The sequence below is a fragment of the Stutzerimonas stutzeri genome (assembly GCF_000935215.1).
Classification (GTDB): domain Bacteria; phylum Pseudomonadota; class Gammaproteobacteria; order Pseudomonadales; family Pseudomonadaceae; genus Stutzerimonas.
In genome coordinates, this window is record NZ_JXXD01000231.1 from 21,259 (window position 1) to 44,222 (window position 22,964).

Annotated in this window: 18 protein-coding genes; 10 read left to right on the forward strand and 8 right to left on the reverse strand. The window is 61.2% G+C overall.

What is annotated here, in order from left to right:
• Window positions 1-267: 267 nt before the first annotated feature.
• The gene (locus tag LO50_RS19610; RefSeq protein WP_044316078.1) at window positions 268-930 is read right to left on the reverse strand and encodes a TetR/AcrR family transcriptional regulator; all 663 of its coding nucleotides are present in this window, start codon (window positions 928-930) and stop codon (window positions 268-270) included.
• A 39-nt stretch (window positions 931-969) separates the two neighbouring features.
• Between LO50_RS19610 and LO50_RS24790 the strand changes: the two genes are divergently transcribed.
• From LO50_RS24790 to arcC, 9 genes are all read left to right on the forward strand, one after another.
• Window positions 970-1,167 carry a hypothetical protein gene (locus LO50_RS24790; protein WP_146032430.1) on the forward strand — a complete coding sequence of 66 codons (198 nt, stop codon included), beginning with the start codon at window positions 970-972 and terminating at the stop codon, window positions 1,165-1,167.
• A 255-nt stretch (window positions 1,168-1,422) separates the two neighbouring features.
• Window positions 1,423-3,048: an efflux transporter outer membrane subunit gene (locus LO50_RS19615; RefSeq protein ID WP_230697611.1), complete on the forward strand. Its 1,626-nt coding sequence runs from the start codon at window positions 1,423-1,425 to the stop codon at window positions 3,046-3,048.
• A 14-nt stretch (window positions 3,049-3,062) separates the two neighbouring features.
• Window positions 3,063-4,142, forward strand: coding sequence for an HlyD family secretion protein (locus LO50_RS19620; protein ID WP_044316080.1), 1,080 nt, complete (start codon window positions 3,063-3,065; stop codon window positions 4,140-4,142).
• A 2-nt stretch (window positions 4,143-4,144) separates the two neighbouring features.
• Window positions 4,145-6,910: a ribosome-associated ATPase/putative transporter RbbA gene (gene rbbA / locus LO50_RS19625; protein ID WP_044316081.1), complete on the forward strand. Its 2,766-nt coding sequence runs from the start codon at window positions 4,145-4,147 to the stop codon at window positions 6,908-6,910.
• Window position 6,911: 1 nt separating this feature from the next.
• Complete coding sequence (locus tag LO50_RS19630) at window positions 6,912-8,042, forward strand: ABC transporter permease (RefSeq protein ID WP_044316082.1); 1,131 nt, start codon at window positions 6,912-6,914, stop codon at window positions 8,040-8,042.
• Window positions 8,043-8,605: 563 nt separating this feature from the next.
• Window positions 8,606-10,051, forward strand: coding sequence for a YfcC family protein (locus LO50_RS19635; protein ID WP_042928813.1), 1,446 nt, complete (start codon window positions 8,606-8,608; stop codon window positions 10,049-10,051).
• 23 nt (window positions 10,052-10,074) lie between these two features.
• Complete coding sequence (locus LO50_RS19640) at window positions 10,075-11,304, forward strand: arginine deiminase (protein WP_044316083.1); 1,230 nt, start codon at window positions 10,075-10,077, stop codon at window positions 11,302-11,304.
• Window positions 11,305-11,321: 17 nt separating this feature from the next.
• A complete protein-coding gene (argF, locus tag LO50_RS19645) occupies window positions 11,322-12,323 on the forward strand; it encodes an ornithine carbamoyltransferase (RefSeq protein WP_044316084.1) in 1,002 nt (333 codons plus the stop codon).
• A 1-nt stretch (window position 12,324) separates the two neighbouring features.
• Window positions 12,325-13,260: a carbamate kinase gene (arcC, locus tag LO50_RS19650; protein WP_044316085.1), complete on the forward strand. Its 936-nt coding sequence runs from the start codon at window positions 12,325-12,327 to the stop codon at window positions 13,258-13,260.
• A 290-nt stretch (window positions 13,261-13,550) separates the two neighbouring features.
• Here the strand turns inward: arcC and LO50_RS19655 are convergent, their stop codons facing one another.
• Genes LO50_RS19655 through LO50_RS19685 form a run of 7 tightly spaced genes read right to left on the reverse strand, consistent with a single transcriptional unit; the run spans window position 13,551 to window position 22,032 of the window.
• Window positions 13,551-14,543 (reverse strand): Lnb N-terminal periplasmic domain-containing protein, encoded by a 993-nt coding sequence (locus LO50_RS19655; protein ID WP_044316086.1) that lies wholly within the window; start codon window positions 14,541-14,543, stop codon window positions 13,551-13,553.
• Window positions 14,540-16,570, reverse strand: a complete 2,031-nt coding sequence (locus LO50_RS19660) for an esterase/lipase family protein (protein WP_080902135.1) — start codon at window positions 16,568-16,570, stop codon at window positions 14,540-14,542. The genes LO50_RS19655 and LO50_RS19660 overlap by 4 nt, the downstream gene beginning before the upstream one ends.
• A gap of 36 nt (window positions 16,571-16,606) precedes the next feature.
• Window positions 16,607-16,777 (reverse strand): hypothetical protein, encoded by a 171-nt coding sequence (locus LO50_RS25130; protein ID WP_042928804.1) that lies wholly within the window; start codon window positions 16,775-16,777, stop codon window positions 16,607-16,609.
• A 58-nt stretch (window positions 16,778-16,835) separates the two neighbouring features.
• The gene (locus tag LO50_RS19670) at window positions 16,836-17,819 is read right to left on the reverse strand and encodes a lipid A deacylase LpxR family protein (protein ID WP_044316087.1); all 984 of its coding nucleotides are present in this window, start codon (window positions 17,817-17,819) and stop codon (window positions 16,836-16,838) included.
• A complete protein-coding gene (locus LO50_RS19675) occupies window positions 17,819-19,261 on the reverse strand; it encodes an efflux transporter outer membrane subunit (protein WP_044316088.1) in 1,443 nt (480 codons plus the stop codon). The genes LO50_RS19670 and LO50_RS19675 overlap by 1 nt, the downstream gene beginning before the upstream one ends.
• Window positions 19,258-20,418 (reverse strand): HlyD family secretion protein, encoded by a 1,161-nt coding sequence (locus LO50_RS19680; protein WP_042928801.1) that lies wholly within the window; start codon window positions 20,416-20,418, stop codon window positions 19,258-19,260. Before LO50_RS19680 ends, LO50_RS19675 begins: the two co-directional genes overlap by 4 nt.
• A 3-nt stretch (window positions 20,419-20,421) precedes the next feature.
• Window positions 20,422-22,032 (reverse strand): MFS transporter, encoded by a 1,611-nt coding sequence (locus tag LO50_RS19685; RefSeq protein ID WP_044316089.1) that lies wholly within the window; start codon window positions 22,030-22,032, stop codon window positions 20,422-20,424.
• Window positions 22,033-22,189: 157 nt separating this feature from the next.
• On the opposite strand from LO50_RS19685, the gene LO50_RS19690 reads away from it, so the two are divergent.
• Window positions 22,190-22,843 carry a TetR/AcrR family transcriptional regulator gene (locus LO50_RS19690; protein ID WP_044316090.1) on the forward strand — a complete coding sequence of 218 codons (654 nt, stop codon included), beginning with the start codon at window positions 22,190-22,192 and terminating at the stop codon, window positions 22,841-22,843.
• Window positions 22,844-22,964: the final 121 nt, after the last annotated feature.

The following is a 22,964-nucleotide window of genomic DNA, read 5'->3' on the forward strand; positions in this document are numbered from 1 at the left end:
CGTTTCCCCCAGCCCCAATCTTTAAGACGCCCGGTGCAGTGCATCGGGCGGTTTGTGTATTCAGAACGAGGTCGAGGCTGCTCTAACTTTGGGGATGCCGCGATTAGCAATGTCTGGACGCCGTCAGCATGTTTCATTCAATTTAGCGAGGCAGCCGCTTGTTCGCTTTGATCGCCGTTGCGCTATGCAGCCTTCAGCCGCTTCGGTTGTATGCCATGCCAGTGCGGTCCCGACGTTGGTAATGGCAATACTATGGCAAACCGACATCTAATTCAGCCCGCTGCCCCTACTCACCTCTGGCTGCAGAAGCTCAAGCAGCAGTTGCCTATGCGCCTCCCGCAACTGTACAAGCGATATTGACGGGTCGCCTCTGGATAACATTGAAGAGTTCAGCCATAGCAATGCGGGAGCGAGCGCCAGCGGGAAAAAGTGCTCGGTCAAGACACCTGGGCGAATGACCCCGCGTTCTATGTTGCGCTGGATGATGAGCTGCGCCCGCTCCCGTAATCCGCGCGCAACTTCCTCTCGCCAATGCCGGACCAGTGCAGGTGCTCTGGCACTTTCGGCTAGGAGCAGTCGGTAGACCGATATGGTAGCGGGGGAGTCAAACGTCGCGTAAAGGCGATCAAGGTACACGTCTACTAGCTCCGGCAAAGTCAAATCTTCGTCCGGGAGCCAGCCTTGGAAATCACAAAGCTGCTTGGTCATACGTTCGAGCAAGGCATGAAAGATCTCTTCCTTGCTTTTAAAGTGCGCGTAAATTCCTGCCTTTGACATTCCCGCGTATTCCGCTAGACGCTCCATCGACACGGCGTTGTATGTCCGATCCGAGAATTCAACCAGAGCCGCGTCCAATATTTCCTCTTTCCTAGCTGCCGAGGACAAGTAGCGGCGCTTCTCTGTGACGACGTCTTCTTTCCTGGCTGGCATTCAAAGCCCCTTTCCAAATTTGAAAAATGTTCTCACGGGATGGCCACCGACTCCACCGAAAACAACCTTGATCCCGCCCAGACAATTTCCGTCAACCGGTATCAACGAGCCGCCCCAGGGGTTGCGGAGGAGGAATTGTATCGCACTGTTAAAAACAACCGCCTGGTCGTTTTTTTTAAAAAAACCTATAATGATGAGAAATACGACCAAAAGAGCGCCTCGTCGACCAGCCGCTAAGACCCGGATGCATACACAATTAACGGAGATGCCGTGGGTTTTATCAAACTTGCGAGAAAGAAAAGCTGGTGGCGGGCGTGAGCCACACTCCGTGCAAGGGTGAACCTACATGCCATGCAATAGGCTGCACTGGCCCTTCGGCGAATCCAACACCAACAAACCTCCTTTTTCACCGTGTTCTGAACGTTGGTGTCGACAGGCGTAATACAAGGTGCGCACAGCCATCAAGGCCCCGCTCGATTGCGGCAGACCTTCATGATCGAAGTGCCGAATTACTGCATGCGCGCTCATCGATGCCAAAGCGAGCGCCGCCATCAGCACGCCTCTACACATGGACGCCTGCCGCTCTACAACCAGACCCCATTAGGCCCGATACCCGTACGGAACATGACCATGCCTCCAGCTTCTCTCTTGTTTCCTGAGTTCAGATTGCGCACTGCCACGCTGGCACTGAGCGCCGTCGCACTAACCGGCTGCATGTCGCTCGCTCCTGCTCCTAATACGCCACCGCTGCCAGCACCCAAGGTTTGGCCTAGTCATCTTGAATCGAGCACAGACGGCGCCCATGCGGGAGAACTGGCCTGGCAGGCGTACTTCACGGATCCCTTGCTGCAACGCCTTATCGAGACTGCACTGGAGAACAACCGCGATCTGCGCCTGGCCGCGCTGCGTGTCGAGGAAGCCAGCGCCGCATTCCGCATTCAGCGCTCGGATCGATTTCCTGCCGTGGGCGTGGGCGCCCAGGGTGGACGCGCCCGCGTCCCTGGCGATCTGAACATGTCGGGCAGATCGCATGTGGGTGGCGAGTATCGGGCCGAGGTGGGTTTAAGCACTTGGGAGTTGGATCTGTGGGGCCGAGTTCGTAATCTGGAAGACGCCGCCCTGCAAACCTGGCTGGCTACCGATGCAGCGCGCCGGGCTGTCCACCTAGCGTTGATCGCCCAGGTGGCGGACGGTTATCTTGGCTTGCGCGAGATCGACGAGCGCGTGGCTATCGCGCGGAAAACCGTGACAACCCGCGAGGAGTCCTATCGCATTTTCCGGCGTCGTGTCGAAGTCGGCTCGACCTCGACGCTGGATCTCACCCAAGTCCAGACCCTCCTGAACCAGGCTCAGGCGCTACTAACCCAGCTTGAGCAAGCTCGCGCCACGCAACTGCACGCGTTGGCGCTGCTGGTGGGCGCCGATCCTGGCTCGCTGCCTGCTAAGGCTCTCTTCGATGAAACGACGGTGCTGGCCGAACTTCGGGCTGGTTTGCCCTCGGAGCTGCTGGTCAGTCGCCCGGACATCATTTCCGCCGAACACCAATTGCGTGCTGGCGATGCCAACATCGGCGCGGCCCGTGCAGCGTTCTTACCGCGCATCGCGCTGACTGGCAGCTTCGGCACGGCCAGCAGCGATCTCAATGGCCTGTTCGATTCAGGTAGTCGTGCCTGGACCTTCATGCCCACGTTGTCGATGCCCATCTTCGATGGCGGCCGGCGGCGCGCCAACCTGGAACTGAGCGAAGTGCGTCGCGATATCGCCGTGGCCGGATACGAGAAGACCATTCAAACGGCCTTTCGCGAGGTGGCTGATGCCCTAAGCGCCAAGTACTGGTTGGCTGAACAGTTGACAATCCAGGGAGCCAACCTGGAAACGCAAAGCGAACGCGCACGACTAGCCCAGTTGCGCTATGACAACGGCTCGGCTGCTTTCCTAGAGGTGCTGGACGCCCAACGCGATCTGCTGGGTGCCCAGCAACAACTGGTACAGGCGCGCCGCGCGCTGCTGTCCAGCCAGGTAGCGCTGTATGCCGCGCTCGGCGGCGGCACCCTCGCCGCATCCAACGAGGTAGACGGTGCAACCTCGACTCCCGCCTCCATCCCATCAACCCGCTAAGGCACGCCGAACCCATGACCTTCTCACCCTCTCTCAAGAAAAAACTCCTGGTCGTTGCCGCTGCAGCGGTTGTCGTCGCGCTGGCCTGGTGGGGCTGGACGAAGTTTGCCGACAGCGGACCCGGCGAAGGCTTTGTCAGCGGTAACGGCCGCATCGAAGCCACCGAAATCGACATCGCCACCAAGCTGCCCGGACGTATCGAAGACATACTGGTGCGTGAAGGTGATTTCGTCGCGGCGGGCCAGCCACTGGCCAGGATGCAACTGGAAACGCTTGAGGCGCAGCGCGACGAAGCCTTCGCCATGCGTGAACAGGCCGAGCATTCTGTGACCGCAGCACAGGCCCAGGTGGCGCTGCGTGAAGCCGACGTGGTTGCGGCGCAGGCACTCGTCGGTCAGCGCGAGTCGGAGCTCGATGCCGCGCAACGGCGGCTGAAACGTTCGCAGACATTGTCCCAAGAAGGCGCCGCCTCGATACAAGAATTGGACGATGACCGGGCGCGCGTGCGGGGCGCACAGGCGACGCTCGCGGCCAGCAAAGCACAGACCGCCGCTGCCCGCGCCGCGGTCGAGGCCGCCAAAGCGCAGTTGGTCGGCGCAAGGTCCAGCGTGTCCGCTGCCACGGCCAGCATCAATCGCATCGAAGCGGACATCCGCGACAGCGAACTGCGTGCCCCGCGCGACGGACGGGTTCAGGTTCGCGTGGCGCAACCCGGCGAGGTGCTCGGAGCCGGCGGACGTGTCCTGAACCTGATCGACCTGTCGGACGTGTACATCACCTTCTTCCTGCCCGAGACCGTGGCCGGCCGCGTCGCGCTGGGCACCGAGGTACGCATCATTCTGGATGCCGCGCCGGAGTTTGTTATTCCAGCGAGCGTTTCCTTCGTCGCCAGTGTGGCGCAATTTACTCCCAAGACGGTAGAAACCGCGAGCGAGCGGCAGAAACTGATGTTCCGCGTGCGCGGGCAGATTTCCCAGGATCTGCTGCGTGAACACCTGGATCAGGTCAAGACCGGGCTGCCCGGCGTGGCCTGGGTCAAGCTCGACGCCAATGCCGAGTGGCCCGAGAACTTGTCCCTTCGCGTGCCGGAGTAAGTATGAGCCACAGTGCGCAACCCATGACCGTTGCAAGCGTCAGACAGGTGCGCTTGCGTTACGGCAACGTCATGGCCCTGGATGGCATTGACCTGGACATTCCCGCCGGGCGGATGGTCGGCCTGATTGGCCCCGACGGCGTAGGCAAGTCGAGTCTGCTCTCATTGCTGGCTGGCGTACGTATCATCCAGGAGGGCACGGTCGAGGTGCTGGGTGGCGACATGGCCAGCAAGGCCCATCGCAAGCAGGTATGCCCGCGCATCGCCTACATGCCGCAGGGACTGGGCAAGAACCTGTATCCGACGCTCTCGGTCGAGGAAAATCTGCAGTTCTTCGCGCGGCTGTTCGGTCATGGCGCCGCGGAACGCCGCCAGCGTATCGACGAACTGACTCAGGCCACTGGCCTGCTCAAATTCCTGGAGCGCCCGGCAGGCAAGCTCTCCGGGGGCATGAAGCAGAAACTCGGCCTGTGCTGCGCACTGATTCACGACCCGGACTTCCTGATTCTCGATGAGCCGACGACCGGCGTGGACCCGCTGGCGCGCGCGCAGTTCTGGGATCTAATTGACCGGATCCGCGCCGATCGCCCCGGCATGAGCGTGATCGTGGCCACCGCCTACATGGATGAGGCCCAGCGCTTCGACTGGCTGGCGGCCATCGACGACGGCAATGTCCTCGCCACCGGCACACCGCAGGAGTTGCTCGAAAGAACAAGCAGCCTGAACCTGGAAGAGGCATTCATCCGCCTGCTCCCGGAAGAGAAAAAGCGCGGACACCAAGCGGTAGTCATTCCCCCTTTGCCGGATGACGGCGCGGACGATATCGCCATCGAAGCCGAGGAGCTGACCATGCGCTTTGGCGACTTCATCGCCGTCGATAGCGTCTCCTTTCGCATCCGGCGCGGCGAAATCTTCGGCTTCCTCGGCTCCAACGGTTGTGGCAAGTCCACCACCATGAAGATGCTCACCGGCCTGCTGCCGGCGAGCGCGGGTCGGGCCTGGCTGTTCGGTCACGAAGTCGATCCGCATGATCTGGACACCCGTCGCCGCGTCGGCTACATGTCGCAAGCGTTCTCGCTCTATAGCGAAATCACGGTACGGCAAAACCTGGAATTGCACGCCAAGCTCTTCAGCGTGCCCCCGAAGGACATTCCCGGCCGCGTGGATGAGATGGTGGAGCGCTTCGGGCTGGTGGACGTCCTCGACAGCCTGCCGGCCAGCCTGCCTTTGGGCATACGGCAGCGTTTATCGCTGGCCGTTGCCATGGTGCACAAGCCCGAGCTGCTGATTCTGGACGAGCCGACCTCCGGCGTCGATCCGGTGGCGCGCGATGCGTTCTGGCGGCTGCTTATCGAGCTGTCGCGGCGCGACCGGGTAACGGTCTTCATTTCCACACACTTCATGAACGAGGCCGAACGCTGCGACCGCATGTCGATGATGCATGCGGGCAAGGTGCTGGACAGCGACGTGCCCGCAAGACTGGTCGAGAAGCGCGGCGCCAAATCCCTTGAAGAGGCCTTCATCGGCTACCTCCTCGAAGCCGAGGGCGGCGGCCCAGTCACCCCGCTCAGCCAGCCGGAGGCCGCTAATCACGAGAATCAACCCTCTGCGGCGCCTGCTGAGCACGGCGGGAACGGCGCCGGCGGTTTCAGTCTGCAGCGCATGTTCAGCTATCTGTGGCGTGAGACGCTCGAACTGCAGCGGGACCCTGTACGTGCCACACTGGCGTTGGGCGGTTCACTGCTGCTGATGTTCGTGATCGGCTTCGGCATCACCATGGACGTAGAGGACCTGAGCTATGCGGTACTCGATCGCGACCAGACCACCCTAAGCCAAAGCTACACGCTGAACCTCGCCGGCTCGCGCTACTTCACCGAGCACGCACCGATCGTCGACTACGAGGACCTCGACCGGCGTATGCGCAGCGGGGAGCTGTCGCTGGCCATCGAAATCCCCCCTGGCTTCAGCCGCGATGTGTTGCGGGGCCAGAACGTACAGATAGGTGCCTGGATCGACGGCGCTATGCCGCAACGCGCGGAGACCGTCCAAGGCTACGTCCAGGGCATGCACCAGCACTGGCTGCTAGCTCAGGCTAGCGAACGCGGCGGCGCCAGTGCAGCCAGTAATGCGAGCGTCGAGACACGCTTTCGCTACAACCCCGATGTCAAGAGCCTGCCGGCTATGGTGCCGGCGGTAATCCCTCTGCTGCTGCTCATGTTGCCGGCGATGCTGACTGCGCTGGCGGTGGTGCGCGAGAAGGAGACGGGCTCGATCACCAATCTCTACGTGACGCCGGTCACGCGCATCGAGTTCCTGCTTGGCAAGCAACTGCCCTATGTCGGTCTGGCCATGGTGAACTTCCTGCTGATGAGCCTGCTCGCGGTCACCGTCTTCGGTGTGCCGGTCACGGGCAGCTTCTTCACCCTGTCGCTGGCCGCGCTGATCTTCTCCTTCGCCGCGACAGGCATGGGGCTGCTGGCCTCGGCCGTCACGCGCAGCCAGATCGCCGCCATGTTCTTTGCCATGATCGGCACCATCATTCCGGCCACCCAGTTCGCCGGCCTGAGGGATCCCGTGTCCTCGCTTGAAGGCTCCAGCAAGTTCATCGGGCAGATCTATCCCGCCACGCACATGATCTCCATCAGCCGTGGCGTGTTCAACAAATCACTCGGCCTGGCCGACCTGACGGGGCCGCTGTGGTCGATGCTCATTTCGGTTCCGGTCATTCTCGGCGTGGCTGTTTTGCTACTCAAGAAGCAGGAGCGTTGAGATGCGCAGAAGAAACCTGGCCAACATCTACGACCTCGGTGTCAAGGAGCTGTGGAGTCTTTGGCGCGATCCGATGATGCTTGTGCTCATCGTCTATGTGTTCACCGCGTCGGTCTACACCAAGGCCACGTCCATGCCGGAGACGCTGCACAACGCGCCCATCGCCATCGTCGACGAGGATAATTCGGCGCTGTCCCAGCGGGTTGCCTCGGCCTTCTACCCCCCGCAGTTCACGCCACCGGCCATGATCGACTATGGGGACGTGGACCCGGGCATGGACGCGGGGCTGTACACCTTCGCTCTGGTCATTCCGCCCAACTTCCAGCGCGACGTGCTGGCGGGGCGATCGCCTGCCGTGCAGCTCAATGTCGACGCCACCCGCATGAGCCAGGCGTTCACCGGCAGTGGCTACGTTCAACAGATCTTCACGGGTGAAGTCAACGAGTTCGTCAAGCGTTACCGCGGCACCGACGCGCCACCCGTGGATCTGGCATTGCGCGCCCGCTTCAACCCCGCGCTCGACAAGGCCTGGTTCGGCTCGGTGGTGCAGATCATCAACCACATCACGCTGTTGTCCATCATCCTGACCGGCGCGGCGCTGATCCGGGAGCGCGAGCACGGCACCATCGAGCACCTGCTGGTGATGCCGGTCACGCCCGCGCAGATCATGCTCTCCAAGGTCTGGTCGATGGCCCTGGTCGTGCTGATCGCCTCCTTCCTGTCCCTCAATCTCATGGTGCGCGGCGTCCTGGGCGTTCCCGTCGAGGGTTCCATTGCGCTGTTCTTCGCCGGCGCGGCGCTCAGCCTGTTCGCCACCACCTCGATGGGCATCTTCATCGCCACCCTGGCGCGCAACATGCCCCAATTCGGCATGTTGATGATGCTCACCATCATGCCGCTGCAGATGCTATCCGGCGGCGACACGCCCCGCGAGAGCATGCCCGAGATCGTGCAGAACATCATGCTGATCGCACCCACCACCCATTTCGTGGAGCTGAGCCAGGCCATCCTTTACCGGGACGCGGGCCTGGAGACGGTATGGCAGCCGTTCCTGGCGCTGGCCCTGATCGGCACGGTGCTGTTTTTCCTGTCGTTGGCACGCTTTCGCAAAACCATCGGCCAGATGGCGTGACTGGCTGCCGCGTGTACTCGTAAACAAATGCTCGTATCGTGCGAAGCAAGTGTTGACTGATAGGATCTGATCGCCCCGATCAGAACTTGGCTCGCCAGTTTCTGCGGGGCATTCAATAACGCTGTCGTGTGCGCTCCAGATCCAGTTCCGAAAAACGTCGACCTTCCAGGTTAACCCTCCAGCCCTTGCCGCTGAATTCAAACCGATGCGGTCACCTCAACGTCAACGGTATACACCTCTCCCCTTAGTACCTCTGGCGGAGAGCTAGGCACGCCGACGGCGATGGTGCGGTTGTCCTCACCTCTGCTATCAATCGCCATTGGCTAGGCGCCCCAATGCTCACAGTAAAGCTGGGGATGCATAAAGGAATGCTACTCCCGCATTTGTTGCTCAATAGATAGATCTTAATCAACTCCAACGCATTTAAATCGCTCACAAAAACAAACGACTGGACGGTTTTTTATTGCCCCGCTACCGTTGATCGAAGGATCACTGCCAATCTACCGGCACCACTAGCTGCGCTATCGCAGTCTTCAGTGAGGCCACAGAGAAGGAGAGCCACCATGGCTGAAGAAAACACTACCGCGCAAAACCCGGAAGAGGATCTGACAAGCCGCTTTCCAACGGCCTATACCATCCTGCTGCTACTGATCGTTCTAGTTGCTGCGCTGAGCTGGGTTATTCCCGCCGGAAAGTATGAGCGGGTGATGAATGAAGAGGTCGGTCGTGAAGTGGCTGTGCCAGGTACTTACCAAGTGGTCGAGCCCATCCCCCAGGGCTTTATGGACGTCATGCTGGCTCCCATTGCGGGTTTTTATGATCCAGAAAGCTATGTCGCCAACGCCATCGACGTGGCGCTGTTCGTGCTGTTTCTGGGCGGCTTTCTCGGGGTGATAAATGCCACCGGTGCGATCGACACCGGTATACGCAGCGTCATGCAACATCTGGAAGGCCGAGAGATATGGATGATTCCGATCCTGATGACGCTGTTCGCGCTTGGCGGCACGACTTACGGCATGGCCGAGGAAACCCTTGCGTTCTACGGCATTCTGATTCCGATCGTCATTGCCGCCGGCTACGATGCGGTGACCGGGGTAGCGGTGATTCTGATCGGCGCCGGAGTCGGCGTGCTGGGCTCGACCATCAATCCATTCGCCACCGTCATCGCCTCCAATGCGGCGAGCATTCCCTTTACGGACGGCATGCTGCTGCGTCTAGTGCTGCTGGTAGGTGGGCTGGTGATCTGTGCCGCCTACGTGATGCGCTATGCCAAACGAGTCAAGGCCGACCCTTCGCGCTCCGTGGTAGCCAAACAGCGCGATGCCCACCGCAAAATTTTTCTACAGGGGCATGACGATTTAGACGACGTCAAGCTGAGCCTGACCCAGAAACTGGTCCTGTCGATCTTTGCACTGACCTTTGTGGTCATGATCTGGGGTGTTTCCTCCCAGGGCTGGTGGATGGACAAGATGGGCGCACTGTTCCTAGGTGCTGCGATCGTCGCTGGCCTTGTCGCCCGCCTAGGCGAGAAAAAGCTGACCGGCAGCTTCGTAGACGGTGCCCGCGATCTGCTTGGGGTGGCTCTGGTCGTTGGTCTGGCGCGAGGCATCGTTGTCATCATGGAGCAGGGCATGATTGCCGACACGATTCTGCACAGCGCTGAATTGCGCCTGGCCGACATGTCGGAACTGGGCTTCATCAACCTGATGTTCTGGATCGAGACAGGCATGAGCTTCCTCGTGCCTTCGTCATCCGGTCTTGCCGTACTGTCGATGCCCATTCTTGCCCCCCTGGCGGACTTTGCCAATGTCAGCCGCGACCTGGTGGTGACGGCTTATCAATCAGCCAACGGCCTGGTGAATCTAATCAACCCGACCTTCGCGGTGGTGATCGGCGGCCTGGCCATAGGTCGGGTCTCCTATGACCGCTGGCTCGTATTCATCTGGCCCTTGCTGGCGATCCTGACCGTGTTCATCACCTTGGTGATCAGCATCGGTGTCTTCCTGTAATTCCCTGATAAATGAGGTGGCACATGTCTGAACATGCTCTTGGTGTTCACTCCGAGACAGGTATTCTGCGGCAAGTCATCGTTTGTCGACCCGGCCTTGCCCATCGCAGGCTAACGCCCAGCAATTGCGACGCCCTGTTGTTTGATGATGTGTTCTGGGTCAAGCAGGCGCAAAAGGATCACGATGTATTCGCGAACCTGATGCGTGCCCGAGGGGTGGACGTGCTGGACGTCAATCAACTGCTGGCCGAAATCCTCGACATCGCCGAAGCGCGAAGCTGGATTCTTGACCACCGGATCAGCTGGAATCATATTGGTGTCGGTATGGTCTCTGACTTGCGGGCCTGGATGGAAGAACTACCGGGACACACCCTGGCCGAATTCTTGATCGGTGGCTTGCAAGTGAACGATCTGCCGTTCGATCCGAGCGGTCTGTTCGGCAACCACTTGGGGCCTTATGGCTTTGTCCTGCCGCCCCTGCCGAACTTCCTCTTTACCCGCGACAACAGCGCCTGGATCTACGGTGGCGTCACCCTGAACCCCATGTACTGGGCCGCACGTAAACCCGAAACGCTGCTGACGGCGGCAATCTACCGGTTTCATCCAAAATTTTCTGGCAAGGTCGAGGTGCTCTGGGGGGATCCGCTCAAGGATCATGCGCTGGCCACCCTGGAGGGCGGCGACATCATGCCGGTCGGCAATGGCACCGTGCTGGTCGGCATGGGCGAGCGCTCATCACCCCAGGCGATCGGGCAAATGGCCAATGCACTGTTTGAACGCGGCACGGTCAATCGCGTGGTGGCCTGCCATATCCCCAAAAGCCGAGCGTCCATGCACCTGGATACGGTGTTCACCTTCTGCGGCGGCAATGTTGTTACCGCCTTCAAGGAAGTCGCCGATCAAATGGTTTGTTATGACTTGCGTCCCGGTACGAGCGGCAAGCACCTGACGTTCAGTCAGGATCCTCGCCCGATGTTCGACGTGGTCGCCGACGTGCTCGGCTATGAATCCCTGACCGTGATCCCCACCGGAGGCGATACGCCCGCCGAGCGTGAACGCGAGCAATGGAATGATGGTAACAACGTTCTGGCCTTGAGTCCGGGCGTGGTCATTGGCTATGACCGCAATGACGACACTAACGCCGCTCTGGAAGCGGCCGGAATCGAAGTCCTGAAAGTTCCCGGCGCAGAGCTGGGCCGAGGCCGCGGCGGTGGACGTTGCATGAGCTGCCCGACCATACGCGACGCCATCTGACACTCGAGGAGCATGCAATGGCCTTCAATCTGAAAAGCCGACACTTTCTCACGCTGCGGGATTTCAGCCCGCGCGAAATCGGTTTCCTGCTGAAACTGGCAGCCGACCTGAAAGCAGCCAAATATGCTGGTACCGAAGTGCCACAGTTGTGTGGCAAGGAAATCGCCCTGATCTTCGAGAAAGACTCCACCCGCACGCGGGTAGGTTTCGAGGTGGCGGCCTTTGATCAGGGCGCCAAAGTCACCTATCTGGGGCCGACTGGCACTCATATTGGCCACAAGGAATCGGTCAAGGATACCGCCCGGGTGTTGGGGCGCGTCTATGATGCCATCGAATACCGGGGCTTCGGCCAGACCGTGGTTGAGGAGTTAGCCGAGCATGCTGGTGTACCGGTCTACAACGGCTTGACGGATGAATTCCACCCAACGCAGATACTGGCTGACTTTCTGACCATGCAGGAGCATGTGGGAAAACCATTGCGTGACATATCCTATGTTTTTATTGGCGATGCCGCCAACAATATAGGGGACAGCCTGCTGATCGGCGGCGCCAAAATGGGCATGGACGTTCGTCTGTGTGCTCCAAAGGTCTGCTGGCCGCATACTAATATCCAGCAGGAAGCACAGCGAATTGCCAGCACCACCGGCGCCCGGATCATGATCACAGAGGATATCGATAGCGCGGTCGCCGGTGTGGATTTCGTCTATACCGATGTTTGGGTGTCGATGGGCGAGCCCGAGGAAAAATGGGCCGAGCGGATCAAGCTGTTGCTGCCTTATCAGGTCAATACCGCACTTATGGAAAAAACCGGCAATCCGCGGGCGCACTTCATGCACTGCCTGCCGGCCTTCCACAACACCGAGACGACGATTGGTAAGGAGATTCAGCAAAAATTCGGTATCGACGCCATGGAAGTCACGGACGAGGTTTTCGAAAGCCCCGCCTCGATCGTTTTTGATCAGGCGGAAAACCGCATGCACACCATCAAGGCGGTGCTGGTCGCCACCCTGGGAGCCTGACATGCTGGTAGTAGCAGCCCTGGGCGGCAACGCCCTATTGAAGCGGGGCGAACCTCTGACCGCGCGTACCCAACGATCCAATGTGCGGATCGCCGCCCAGGGGCTAGCGGCCATCGTACGGGCTGGCCATGATCTGGTCATTACCCATGGCAACGGCCCTCAGGTGGGGCTTCTGGCTTTGCAGGGCGCTGCCTACAAACCGGACGAGGCCTATCCTCTGGATATGTTGGGGGCTGAAACCGAAGGCATGATTGGCTACGTCATCGAACAGGAGCTGGAGAATGCGCTGAATCACGACCGACCAGTAGCTACGTTGCTGACACAAGTCGTGGTGGATCAGCATGACCCAGCGTTCGATAACCCGACCAAATTCATCGGACCCGTGTATGAACGGGCCGAAGCCGAATCCCGGGCCAAAACCGCCGGTTGGCATATCGCTCAAGATGGCGACAGATGGCGAAGAGTGGTGCCCTCTCCCAAGCCGCTTGAAATCCCTGACATGCGGGTGATCAAGTTGCTGTTGGAACAAGGCGTAGTCGTGATCTGCGGCGGTGGTGGGGGCATTCCGATACTACGCAACGAAGACGGTAGTACCGTCGGCGTTGAGGCGGTCATCGACAAAGACGCAGCCAGCGCCCTGCTGGCGCAACAGCTCCAGGCCGATGCCCTATTGCTGCTGACTGATGTCGATGCGATCTATCGGGATTTCGGCACGGACAGCGCAGCGGCGATCAGGAGTTTGAGCGTGGAGGAAGGGCGTGCGCTCGATCTGCCGGCCGGTTCTATGGGGCCCAAACTGGCCGCTGCAGCCGACTTTGCTGAATTCGGAGGATTCAGCGGCATCGGCAGATTGGACGATGCGGTGGGTATGCTGCAGGGTTGCGTCGGGACTAGAATCCAGAGGAGGTTGAACCTGAGACATTCAAGCAGAAACTGAGCGGTCCTATCCTCATTCAATTCTGCAGCCGTTACCTGTGCGCGGACGAAACAGCGGCTCCTCAAGACCGCGCTCATGGTATCGACTGCGACCCGGATCGTCGTCAAACATCACAGAATATCAGCGACGAATACGTTCACGTCATGACTATGATTGTGCTAGAACGATGAAACTTAGCCATTCCGAAGTTCGCCTCGTCAGCGGGGAGCCGGCATTTTCCTTGCGTCGGCCACTGGCAGAACTAGCACAGAGGTTTGTGCTCTAGTGCGAAATCAATACTGGACCTTCCCTTACCAGCCGGGCACACCATCGCGTATTACCCGAGAAAAGTCCATATTGTTACCTGCCCGCCGAGCCCGTTCGGTGATTCGTCCCTGCTGACGCAACTCCTCTAGTTTAAGATTCTGCTCTAAACCGCCTACATCCTGGACATATCCGGGTAGATAGCCGGTGAGCAGCAGCCTGTAATCTAGCGGCAACCCGCGGATGATCTGGCGCATCATCTCAAAGACGATGGTGGTGCAGTTGGCGGTAATGGTGTTGTAGAAACGAGGTTCTTGCTGCAGCTGATTTGTCTGCTGGATGTAGGACAGGAAGAGCGCCCGCATCGCCTCTTCGGACATATTTACCCGATACAGATAGACATCTTCGTTGCGAACGTTGGTGCGCACCCGCAACGCGTCTCGCTCGTCGGCGGCAACGATGCTCAGTTCGAACTGTTTGAAGAAGCCGCCAATTTCCGAATAGCTTTCGCCACGCTCTTTGCGGATTTCCACCGTGAATACCACGAACTGGCCATCATCGAAGCCGAACGAAACCAGAACGTGAGCGATGGCCGGCATCCCCCAGTAAGAGGTCGCCAAATCGACCGACGTCAGCTGATCCAGATCGTAGCGGCGGGTTTCCCAACGTGGGTCATAGTCCTCGTCGCTGCGCCAGTCGAAATTGCGCACGTTGTGCAAGGTTACCTGACTGCCCTCCGCACGTCCGTGGGTCATTCCCATCAGATCATCGGTCCAGACCCGATGGTTCGAGGGCTCTAGGGAGTTCCACCAGACCTGCAACAGCGCGAACAGCGACAGGTAGCCGCAAATCGCAATCCAGGGCCGAAGCCGCCAGAGCGCGATGAGCAGCGCCGAGGCGAGGATGCACCACAGGGCTATCGACGCGCTCTTGCCCGCAGCCATCATCGGCAACTGATACCACAGCGCCATGCCCCCCCAGGCTGTCGCCAGCAGCATTGCCAGCGAAGCCAGCACCTGCAGGAAAACACGCAGGGTCATGGTACCGGTCCCGCGAACCGGTCGCCGTCGGACTCGTGCAGATGAACGTGCAGAATGCGGCGGATTTCCATGATGGCCTCGGGCGTCTCCTGCACGCTGTGGCCGAAAGGAATCACGATTTCCGACTCTGCCGCGGCCAGATGGGCACTGGAATACGGCACCACACCATCGCTGGAATCCAGCAGTGACAACGCGGGGGTGTAGTTGCCGATGATCGAGTGGTAGCGCACCGCAGGCGAGATGGGCAGGTCGGCGCTCAGCCTGACAAAGGGGTCGTTGCTGCTGAGATTGTCGATGCTGTTGAGTGGCCGGGTCAACACCTCGGCATTGGCCGAGCCCGGGACGATCAGCAATTGCGCAACATCGGTGATCCGCCCAAGCACCGAGGCCGGCAGCTTGACGAGGCCAGCGGCCCAGCGGGAAATGCGGTTCTCGGCGAATGGCGTGCCGCGGTGCGGGGCCGCGACGAAGATCGCGCGGCTGACATCGGGCAAGGGCTCGAACCTCACATAGGGGCCGACCTCCTTCTGCACCCGCTCGAGCCTACGCCCCTGAAGCGGATACCTCTCAAGCAGGGCGTCCCACAGACGATCTCCGGAAGACGACAGCATCAACCGCGACAGCACCCCACCCATGCTATGCCCGATTACCACCATATCCCGAGAGGCCTGGGCCGTTCCGCTCGGATCGAAGTGCTCAAGGGTCTGCTCAAGGGCCGTACGGATCGCCTTGTTGTTGAATGCCAGCGGGGCGTTTGTCGGGTAATAGACTTGCCAGATCTGGTAGTTTTGCCGCAGGGCTTCGTCGCCCAGCACCTCGTTGGCGACATTGATCCAGGCTTCCGGACTGCTGGCCAGGCCATGCAGCATGATGATGATGCGGCGGTTCGGATCGTAGGGCTGCATCAGATAGACGTGTGGCTTTTCCAGTACCTCGCCCTTGCCCACTAGTGTCAGCAATGACTGGGAGGCAAATCCCGAACGAGCCAGCCAGAGCCCGTAGCCAGAGGTGAAGCTAGCCGCCAGTGGGATCTCTCGCCCGGCCATCGTGATGCTGTCCTGGCGAAATGGGTCGTAGCCGACGATATGCACCCTTTGCGTGCTCAGAACCTCGTCCAGGGTCGCTCCTGGAAAACTCGCCACTGCAGTGACGGCCGGGAACGGCGTCTCGCTCCAGGCCAGCTCCGCACTGTCCTTTCTCACCACTCTGCGGTCAGTCATGGCGACCAGTTCTGCTCCCAACCCGTCCCGCCGATACTGGTTACGCAAGCCCTTAAAGGAAAGCGAAGCCGCTGGAATCAGCGCCTCCGGCAGGTCCCGGCCGCCAGCCAGACGGACATCGCCCACCGTACCCTGAATCTGCCAGCGGCCGCTATGCAGCACGAAGTTGCCCTGGCCTTCGCCAGCCTGTGGCGGGTTGCCTTGATAGCGCGCAAAGAGCCCAGTCAACGCCTTTTGCACGGAGAAGTTGTAATAGTCGCGCACCTGGGTCTGCCTATCGTCCAGGGCCCTCTGCCCCACCGTGCGCTCGGTCATGAACAGGTAAGCGTAAGCGTGCCGGGCGCTTTCCAGGTAAGCATCCAGCATGGCGTCGGTCTGCGCATCGGTCTGCGCCGATCGATCCAGCCGCAACGCTTCCTGCAGCCAGAGTTCGGCCAATACCGACAGCCGTTGCTCGTCGCCCAGCGCTTTCGACTCGCCCAGCGTTCGAAGGCAGACGGCAGCGGCTGCCTTGCATTCGTCCTGGCCGATGCCGACCACCTGCAGCGCGGTCCCCACCGAAGAGCTGAGTTGCCCTGTGCTCAGCACATCCCCGCGGCGCAGGGAGATGTAGTCCCTGGTTTCGAGGGCGGACACCTTGACCCCGGCGCAACCGCTCAGCATCAGCAGCAGAAGCACGAGGAACGCTCCCCGCCGGAGGATGGAGCCATATAACTGTCCGCGGAGCGGAGCTGGTTGACGATTCAAACTGAGGAACTCGAATGCGAAAAAGGAAGCGGCCACCGGCACTCGCAGTACCGGCGCCATGCATGGCTTTTTCGGCCGCCAAGAATACGGAGCCTGTCACGCACCGCCGAAAGTGATGTACATCTTGTATCCCAGCACCGAAAACACACCGACGACGCCCAGTCCGATCAATGCAACCCCCCAGTTCCTCTCGCGCGCGGCGAACCCGACAGTCATCGTCAGGAACGCCACCAGCAGTATGGAAATCATTACATTCAATTCATCCATTTCCAGTTTCTTCCTGTTGAGATGGTTTGCTTGGGCCGCGCAGAGCCCCTCGTCAGCATTACAACCAGGTCGAGAGCGTGATCGAGCCGAACTGGTCGTGCTCCTGTTGTCCGTCGAACTCGCGGGTGCGCCAGACGCTGGCGAACGCCAGTTGCCAGCGGCTCCAGGTCAGCACGCCGCCGAGCGTGGCGTCGCCGACCCATTCGCGGCGATCCACCGAATGGCTGTCCTCGAAGGTGTTGCCGTCGAGGAGCATGTTCTGCGCCATGTAGCGTCCCTCGAGATTGGCGAAGCCGTACCAACCGAACCCGCTGCCCGCGTGGAAGAACTGGTTGCCGCTTTGCCCAGGAGTGACCGAAGGAATGCTGAAGCTACGCTGCAGGTTCTGCCCGAGCCGCGCCCCCAGGCCTGTCGATGCGTAGGTGTACAGATTGCCGAGCGAGAAGCCCAGGCTGGGGCCGTATTCCAGCTCCAGCCCGCCCATGCGCTTCTGCAGCCACCAGCGGTGCTGATAGGCCAGATTGACGAAGGGCTCGTTCTCCAATTGATGTTCCCAGCCGTTGGGCTCGTCGCTGCCGGTGGCCTTGTGCACGGCGCGCTGCAATCGCTTGCCGCCCGCAGCCGGGCCGACGATGCCGACGTCAAGGTGCAATTCCTCGGCCGAACGCCAGCCCTCGTGCGGGGTGTCGGAGAACATCGACACCCCGGCGAACATCAGTCCCGCATACGGACGATCGTCCTCGATCAGTCCATTGTTTTCGATTTCCTCAGGGGTATAGATCTGATGGCCAAAGCGATAGGCGACATTGTCCACCGCACTGCCCGACCAGCCCGGCAGGAGATCTGCGAGACTACGGCTCCAGTGATCCTGTTCGGGCTCGAAGCCCCAGATTACTTCCAGCCCGTTGCTGTAATGACCATCGCTTCCCGAGGAGATGATGTCGTTTTCCGCCTTGATCGACAGCGTATCGGCTTCCGCCGCGGCACAAGCGACCAGCAGCATGACCAGCAGGCCTGGCCGGAGTTGGGTGCGGTATTTCATCAATGATCCCTCTTAATATGTTTCAAAGGAACGGGGTGCTCCTCGCTCGCGTGGATCGCATCCGCCTGCCAGCCCCCCCCCAGCGCCTGGTAGAGGTTGATCAGGTTGCCGATGCGGTTTTCTTCGATCTGGATCACCGCCAGTTCGGTGTTGAACAGGTTGCGCTGGGCGTCGAGTTCTTCGAGGTAGGAGGAGTAGCCACCGCGGTAGCGGTCGCGGGCGATTTCCAGCGACCGCGCCAGAATCTCGCGCCGCGCCTCGACGCGCTCTGCCTGCGCGGCGAACTGCTGGATGCCGGAAAGGGCGCTCTCTACTTCGCTGAAGGCATTCAGCGCAGAGGCTCGATAACGGTAAGCGGCCTGATCGCGCTGAGCGGTAGCGATCGCAACCCCCGCTTCCAGCCGTCGGCCATTGAACAAAGGCGCCAGTACGCTGCCGCCCAGTCCCCAGACCCGCTCTGGATCGTAGTCCAGCGCGTTGACAAACAACTGGCCGATGTTCGCGGAAAGCTGAACCTGCGGCAGAAAACGATCACGCTCGGCGTCGAGGCTGAGATCGCTCGCGGCCAGCAGCAGTTCGGCCTGACGGATGTCGGGCCGGCGCCGCAACAGCTCCGACGGCAGAGCCGCGGGCACTGCTGGGAGGGCGATGGTGTCGAAGTGGCTGCCGCGCGTGACCGCACCGGGCAGCGTGCCGGTCAGCAGACGGATGGCATTCTCCTGCTGGCGGATCGCCTGTTCCAGTTCGGGAATCAGTTGTGCGGCGGCCTCGTATTCGGACTGCGCCTGGGTCAGCTCCAGTTGCGAGGTGTAGCCGAGGCTCGCCCGGTCGCCGGCGATGCGCAGGGCCTCCTGGCGGGATTCGGCGGTCTGGCGGGTCACCTGCAACTGGTAGTCCAGCGATAGCAGTGAGATGTAGGCCCTGGCCAGGGTGCTGACCACCGCGAGGCGCACCGCATCGTGATCCGCTTCGCTGGCCTGGTAACCCAGCTCGGCCGCTTCCCGCAGCTTGCCCAGACGGCCCCAGACATCCACCTCGTAGGATACCTGCAACTCCGGCTGAAAGGCCGTGGTGTGCTGGATTCCCGTCGTGCCGAGATCACGGACGCGCTGCCCGCCGATCACGGCATCGACCCTGGGCAGCAGGGACGAGCGCGCCAGCCGAACCTGCTCGCGCGCCTCGTCGATCCGGGACATCGCCGTGAGGATGTCGGTGTTCGAGGCCAGTGCGGTTTCGATCAGGCGGTTCAGTTGCGGATCGGCGAAACCCTGCCACCAGCGCAGTTGGATGGCCGACCTGGCTGCCGTGCCGTCGCGCCAGGCATCCGGCACCTCGACCTGCGCCGCCAGCGGTATCGCCTGCCGAGCCGGCGCGCAAGCGGTCAGGGCCATGGCCAGCAGCAGGGGGGACAACGCCCGGCTGACCCTGTCGGGCCGCGTCATTGCACGCCCTCCTCGTCATCGGCGCTGGTATCGACATGGACGACCACCGAGAGGCCCGGACGCAGGCGCTCGGCCAGCGGCTGCTCGGCATTGATGGCGATGCGCACCGGCAGCCGCTGAACCACCTTGGTGAAGTTGCCGGTGGCGTTGTCGGGCGCCAGCACGCTGAACTCTGAACCGGTGGCAGGCGCCAGCCGCTCGACCCGTCCGGTGAGCGTGGCGCCGTCCAGCGCATCGATATCGAAGGTGACCGGCTGGCCGACGCGCATGTGGTGGATCTGGGTTTCCTTGTAGTTGGCGATGATCCAGAGTTGCCGCGGCACCAGATAGAGCAGTTGCGAACCCGCCGAGACGTACTGTCCGAGGCGCACCGTGACCTGGCTGACCTGGCCGCCTCTCGGTGCCTTGATCAGGGTGTTGGCGAGATCGATTTCGGCCAGGCGCAGGGACGCTTCGGCCAACGCGACCTGGGCCTGGAGCCCGCCCTTGGAGACGCCGGTGGCCTTGAGGCTTTCCTCGGCGATCTGGATCGCGGCTTCCGAGCGCTTCACATTGGCGGCGGCCGAGCGCGCGGTGGCGCGAATCTGGTCGCGCTCGCGAACCGAAACTGAGCCCCGCTCGGACAGCTCGTTGACGCGCAGTTCATCGGCCCGCGCACGGTCAAACTCAGCTTTCGCCGCGCCGATTTCGGCGCGTCGGGAAGCCAGCGTCGCCTGATCGGAGGCCAGCGCCTGCACCACGTTATCCAGTTCGAATTGGCGCGCGGCCAGCTCCGCCCTTGCCTGCGCCACCTTCTGACGATAGATGCGGTCGTCGATCCGGATCAGCGCCTGTCCCTGCTCCACCGCTTGGAAATCCTCGACCAGGACTTCAGAGACATAGCCGTTGACCTGCGGTGCCAGCACGGTGATCTGGCCCCGGACATAGGCGTTTTCCGTGGTGACGATGCCGCTGGTAAACGGCGGCAGCCGCCAGGCGTAGAGTATTGCGAGAATCCCGACCAGGGCGACGCCCAGCATCAGAACCACGGTGCGGGCCCTGGGCCTGATCGTCTTCGGCGGCTCGCTCTCGACCGGCCCGGCATCGGCCGGCGCGGCGGATTCCTCGACGACCGGGGCAGCGGGCAGATCTTCGCGGGGCTTCTTTTTGTCGGTCATGGCTCAGGTATCTTGGATATCGGTAGGGGGAGTCACGCTGGCCAGGCTCTCGCGCTTCTTTTGCCGGGCCGCGCGCAGAATGTGGAAGAGCGACCAGCTCAGTACGCTGATGGCCACCAGCCCGATCAGGCGAAACACATCATTGAAGGCCAGCACGTTGGCTTCGCGGCGCACCACCTGGCTCAACTGCGCGGAACCCTGCGCCTGCCTCAGCAGTGGATCGCTAATCAGCGGCGCATAGAGTTGCCCCTGCAGTTGCAGGCGCTGCGCCACGATCGGGTCGGCCGGGTTGATCTGTTCGGTCAGATAACTGGAATGGGCCTTCTCACGCACCACCTGGAAGGTGCCGAATACCGCCGGGCCGGCGAGACCGCCGAGGCTCTGGGTGATCGAGAACAGCACGGCGAAGCTCACCAGATAATTCGGCCCGTTCTTCAGCGCCTTCATGACCCCCGTCAACATCAGCGGCCCCATGAACAGGCCGCCGGCGAAGGACAGCATGCCCTGGCTGAGAAACATATCGTGGGGGCGGGTCAGGTTGGTCGCATCGGTATCCAGAAAGCTGCCCGTCGCGATCAGTACGATGGACAGGACGATCTGCGCGACGATGGTTCTGGGGCCGAAGGTCAGCGCACTGACGACGATGCCGAGCACCAGTCCGATCAGCATCACGGTATAGAGCCCCCGCAACTGATCAGCCCCCATGCCGAGCGTCTGCAGCAACCCGACCGCGCCGTAGTTCTGCTCTGTCAGGACGAAGCGCAGGGCGATCGCGCCGATGGCGAAACGCAGGGTGTCGGCCATACCCAGCCAGCGCGTCTGCACCAGAGGATTTTTCCGATGATGCTCGATCGTCAGGGCGGCGATCATCAGCACCAGCCCGGCGATCAGCGCATAGGCGATCCGGGGCTGCTCGAACCACCACTGCACCCGCCCCTGGGCCAGCACGGCGGCGAACAGCGCCAGCGCCGGAGCGATGAGGAGGAACGTGAGAAAATCCAGCGGTTCGAATGCCTTGATGTGTTCGCCCGGCGGCAGCTTGAGCACCACCACCGCCGCCAACGAGCACAGGGCGAGGCCCGCCTCGAATACGTACAGGCGATGCCACTCCCCCAGATCCAGCAAGGCCGGGGACAGCAGCCAGGCCAGCGGCGTCGCCAGTTGGGATATGCCGATGCCGATGATCAGCCCCTTGGGCATGTCGGCCTTGCGAAACGCCTGCAGCATGTAGAGCACGGCCAAGGTGCTGACCGTGGCACCGGCGAAACCGCTGACCGCCCGAACGAATACGGCCATGCCGAAGCCTTCGACGAAGATATGAGTAACGGTCACGAGCGCGTAGATCGTCAGGCCGATCTCCGCGAAACGGCGCAATCCGTATTGCTGCCGAAACTTGATCAGCAGGAGATTAGTGGAAACGTTGACCATCAGGTAGGCGGCGGGCAGCCAGGCGCCCTGCTCGGGCGTCAGCCCCAGCTCCCCCTGGATGGCGGCGAGATTGGCGCTAAACAACGCATTGCCCAGGCCGCCGGTGATGCCAACCAGCATCGCGACGAGCGCATAGGCGAGCCTGACCGGATTGCTGTGCAATGGCGTCGACGGCGAACCCGGCATAGATGGTCGCTCGTGAGGCTCCCAATTCGGATTGGGCTTCAAATACTGGGGCTGGGCCATGCGAGTCGATCTGGGATGAAGCTGCGCATGTTACTTAACTAGAATTATCTGTCTAGTATTACTGCACTCTTCGCTGCGTTCCGCTAGCATTCAGGCCATGACCCCAGAACTAGCGCCCACCACGCGTCCATCTGTGAAAGCAGGCCGGACGCCCCGCAAGCCACAGCAGGACCGTGGACACGAGCGTGTCGCCGCCATTCTGGATGCCTGCGCGAAGGTGTTGCAGCGCGATGGCGAAGCGGGCCTGACGATGCATCGTCTCGCCAAGGAGTCGGGCACCTCCATTGGCTCGCTCTATCACTTCTTCCCCGACAAGCACAGCGTCCTCGCCGCCCTCAATCAGCGTCACACCGACGCGCTGTGTACCATCACCAAGCGACTGGAGCAGATCGACGATCACGTCTGGAAGCGCCTTTCTACAGCGCAGATGGTGGAACGGCTCATCGTTCCCTTTCTTGAATACATTGCTCGTCACCGGGATATCCAGTTGCTGCTCAGCCCGACCCTAGGCGATCGGCAGCTTCATTCGCCAGCGCTTCGCGCCGCAGTGCGTTCCATCTACGAAAAGGTTCTCCACATGAGGTTGCCCGACGCAAGTGCCGAAGATTTGCGCGCCTATAGTGCGGTTCTGTTATCCATACCATCCGGGATGTTCCATTCGGCTCCTGAGACGAACGAAAGCCTGGAGCGGATCTGGCTACAGGAGATTCCGCGCGCCCTGATTGGCTATCTCAATGCGCTTGGGGACTGAAGCGAGAGCACCATCTCACCAGCAGAGGAAGACGCCGCAGATAGCGCGGACAGGTCTCCTGGCACCTCGGGCGCTCGCGGGCCACGGTCATTGGTGAGCGGCTCATTCCCCATGCTGGTGA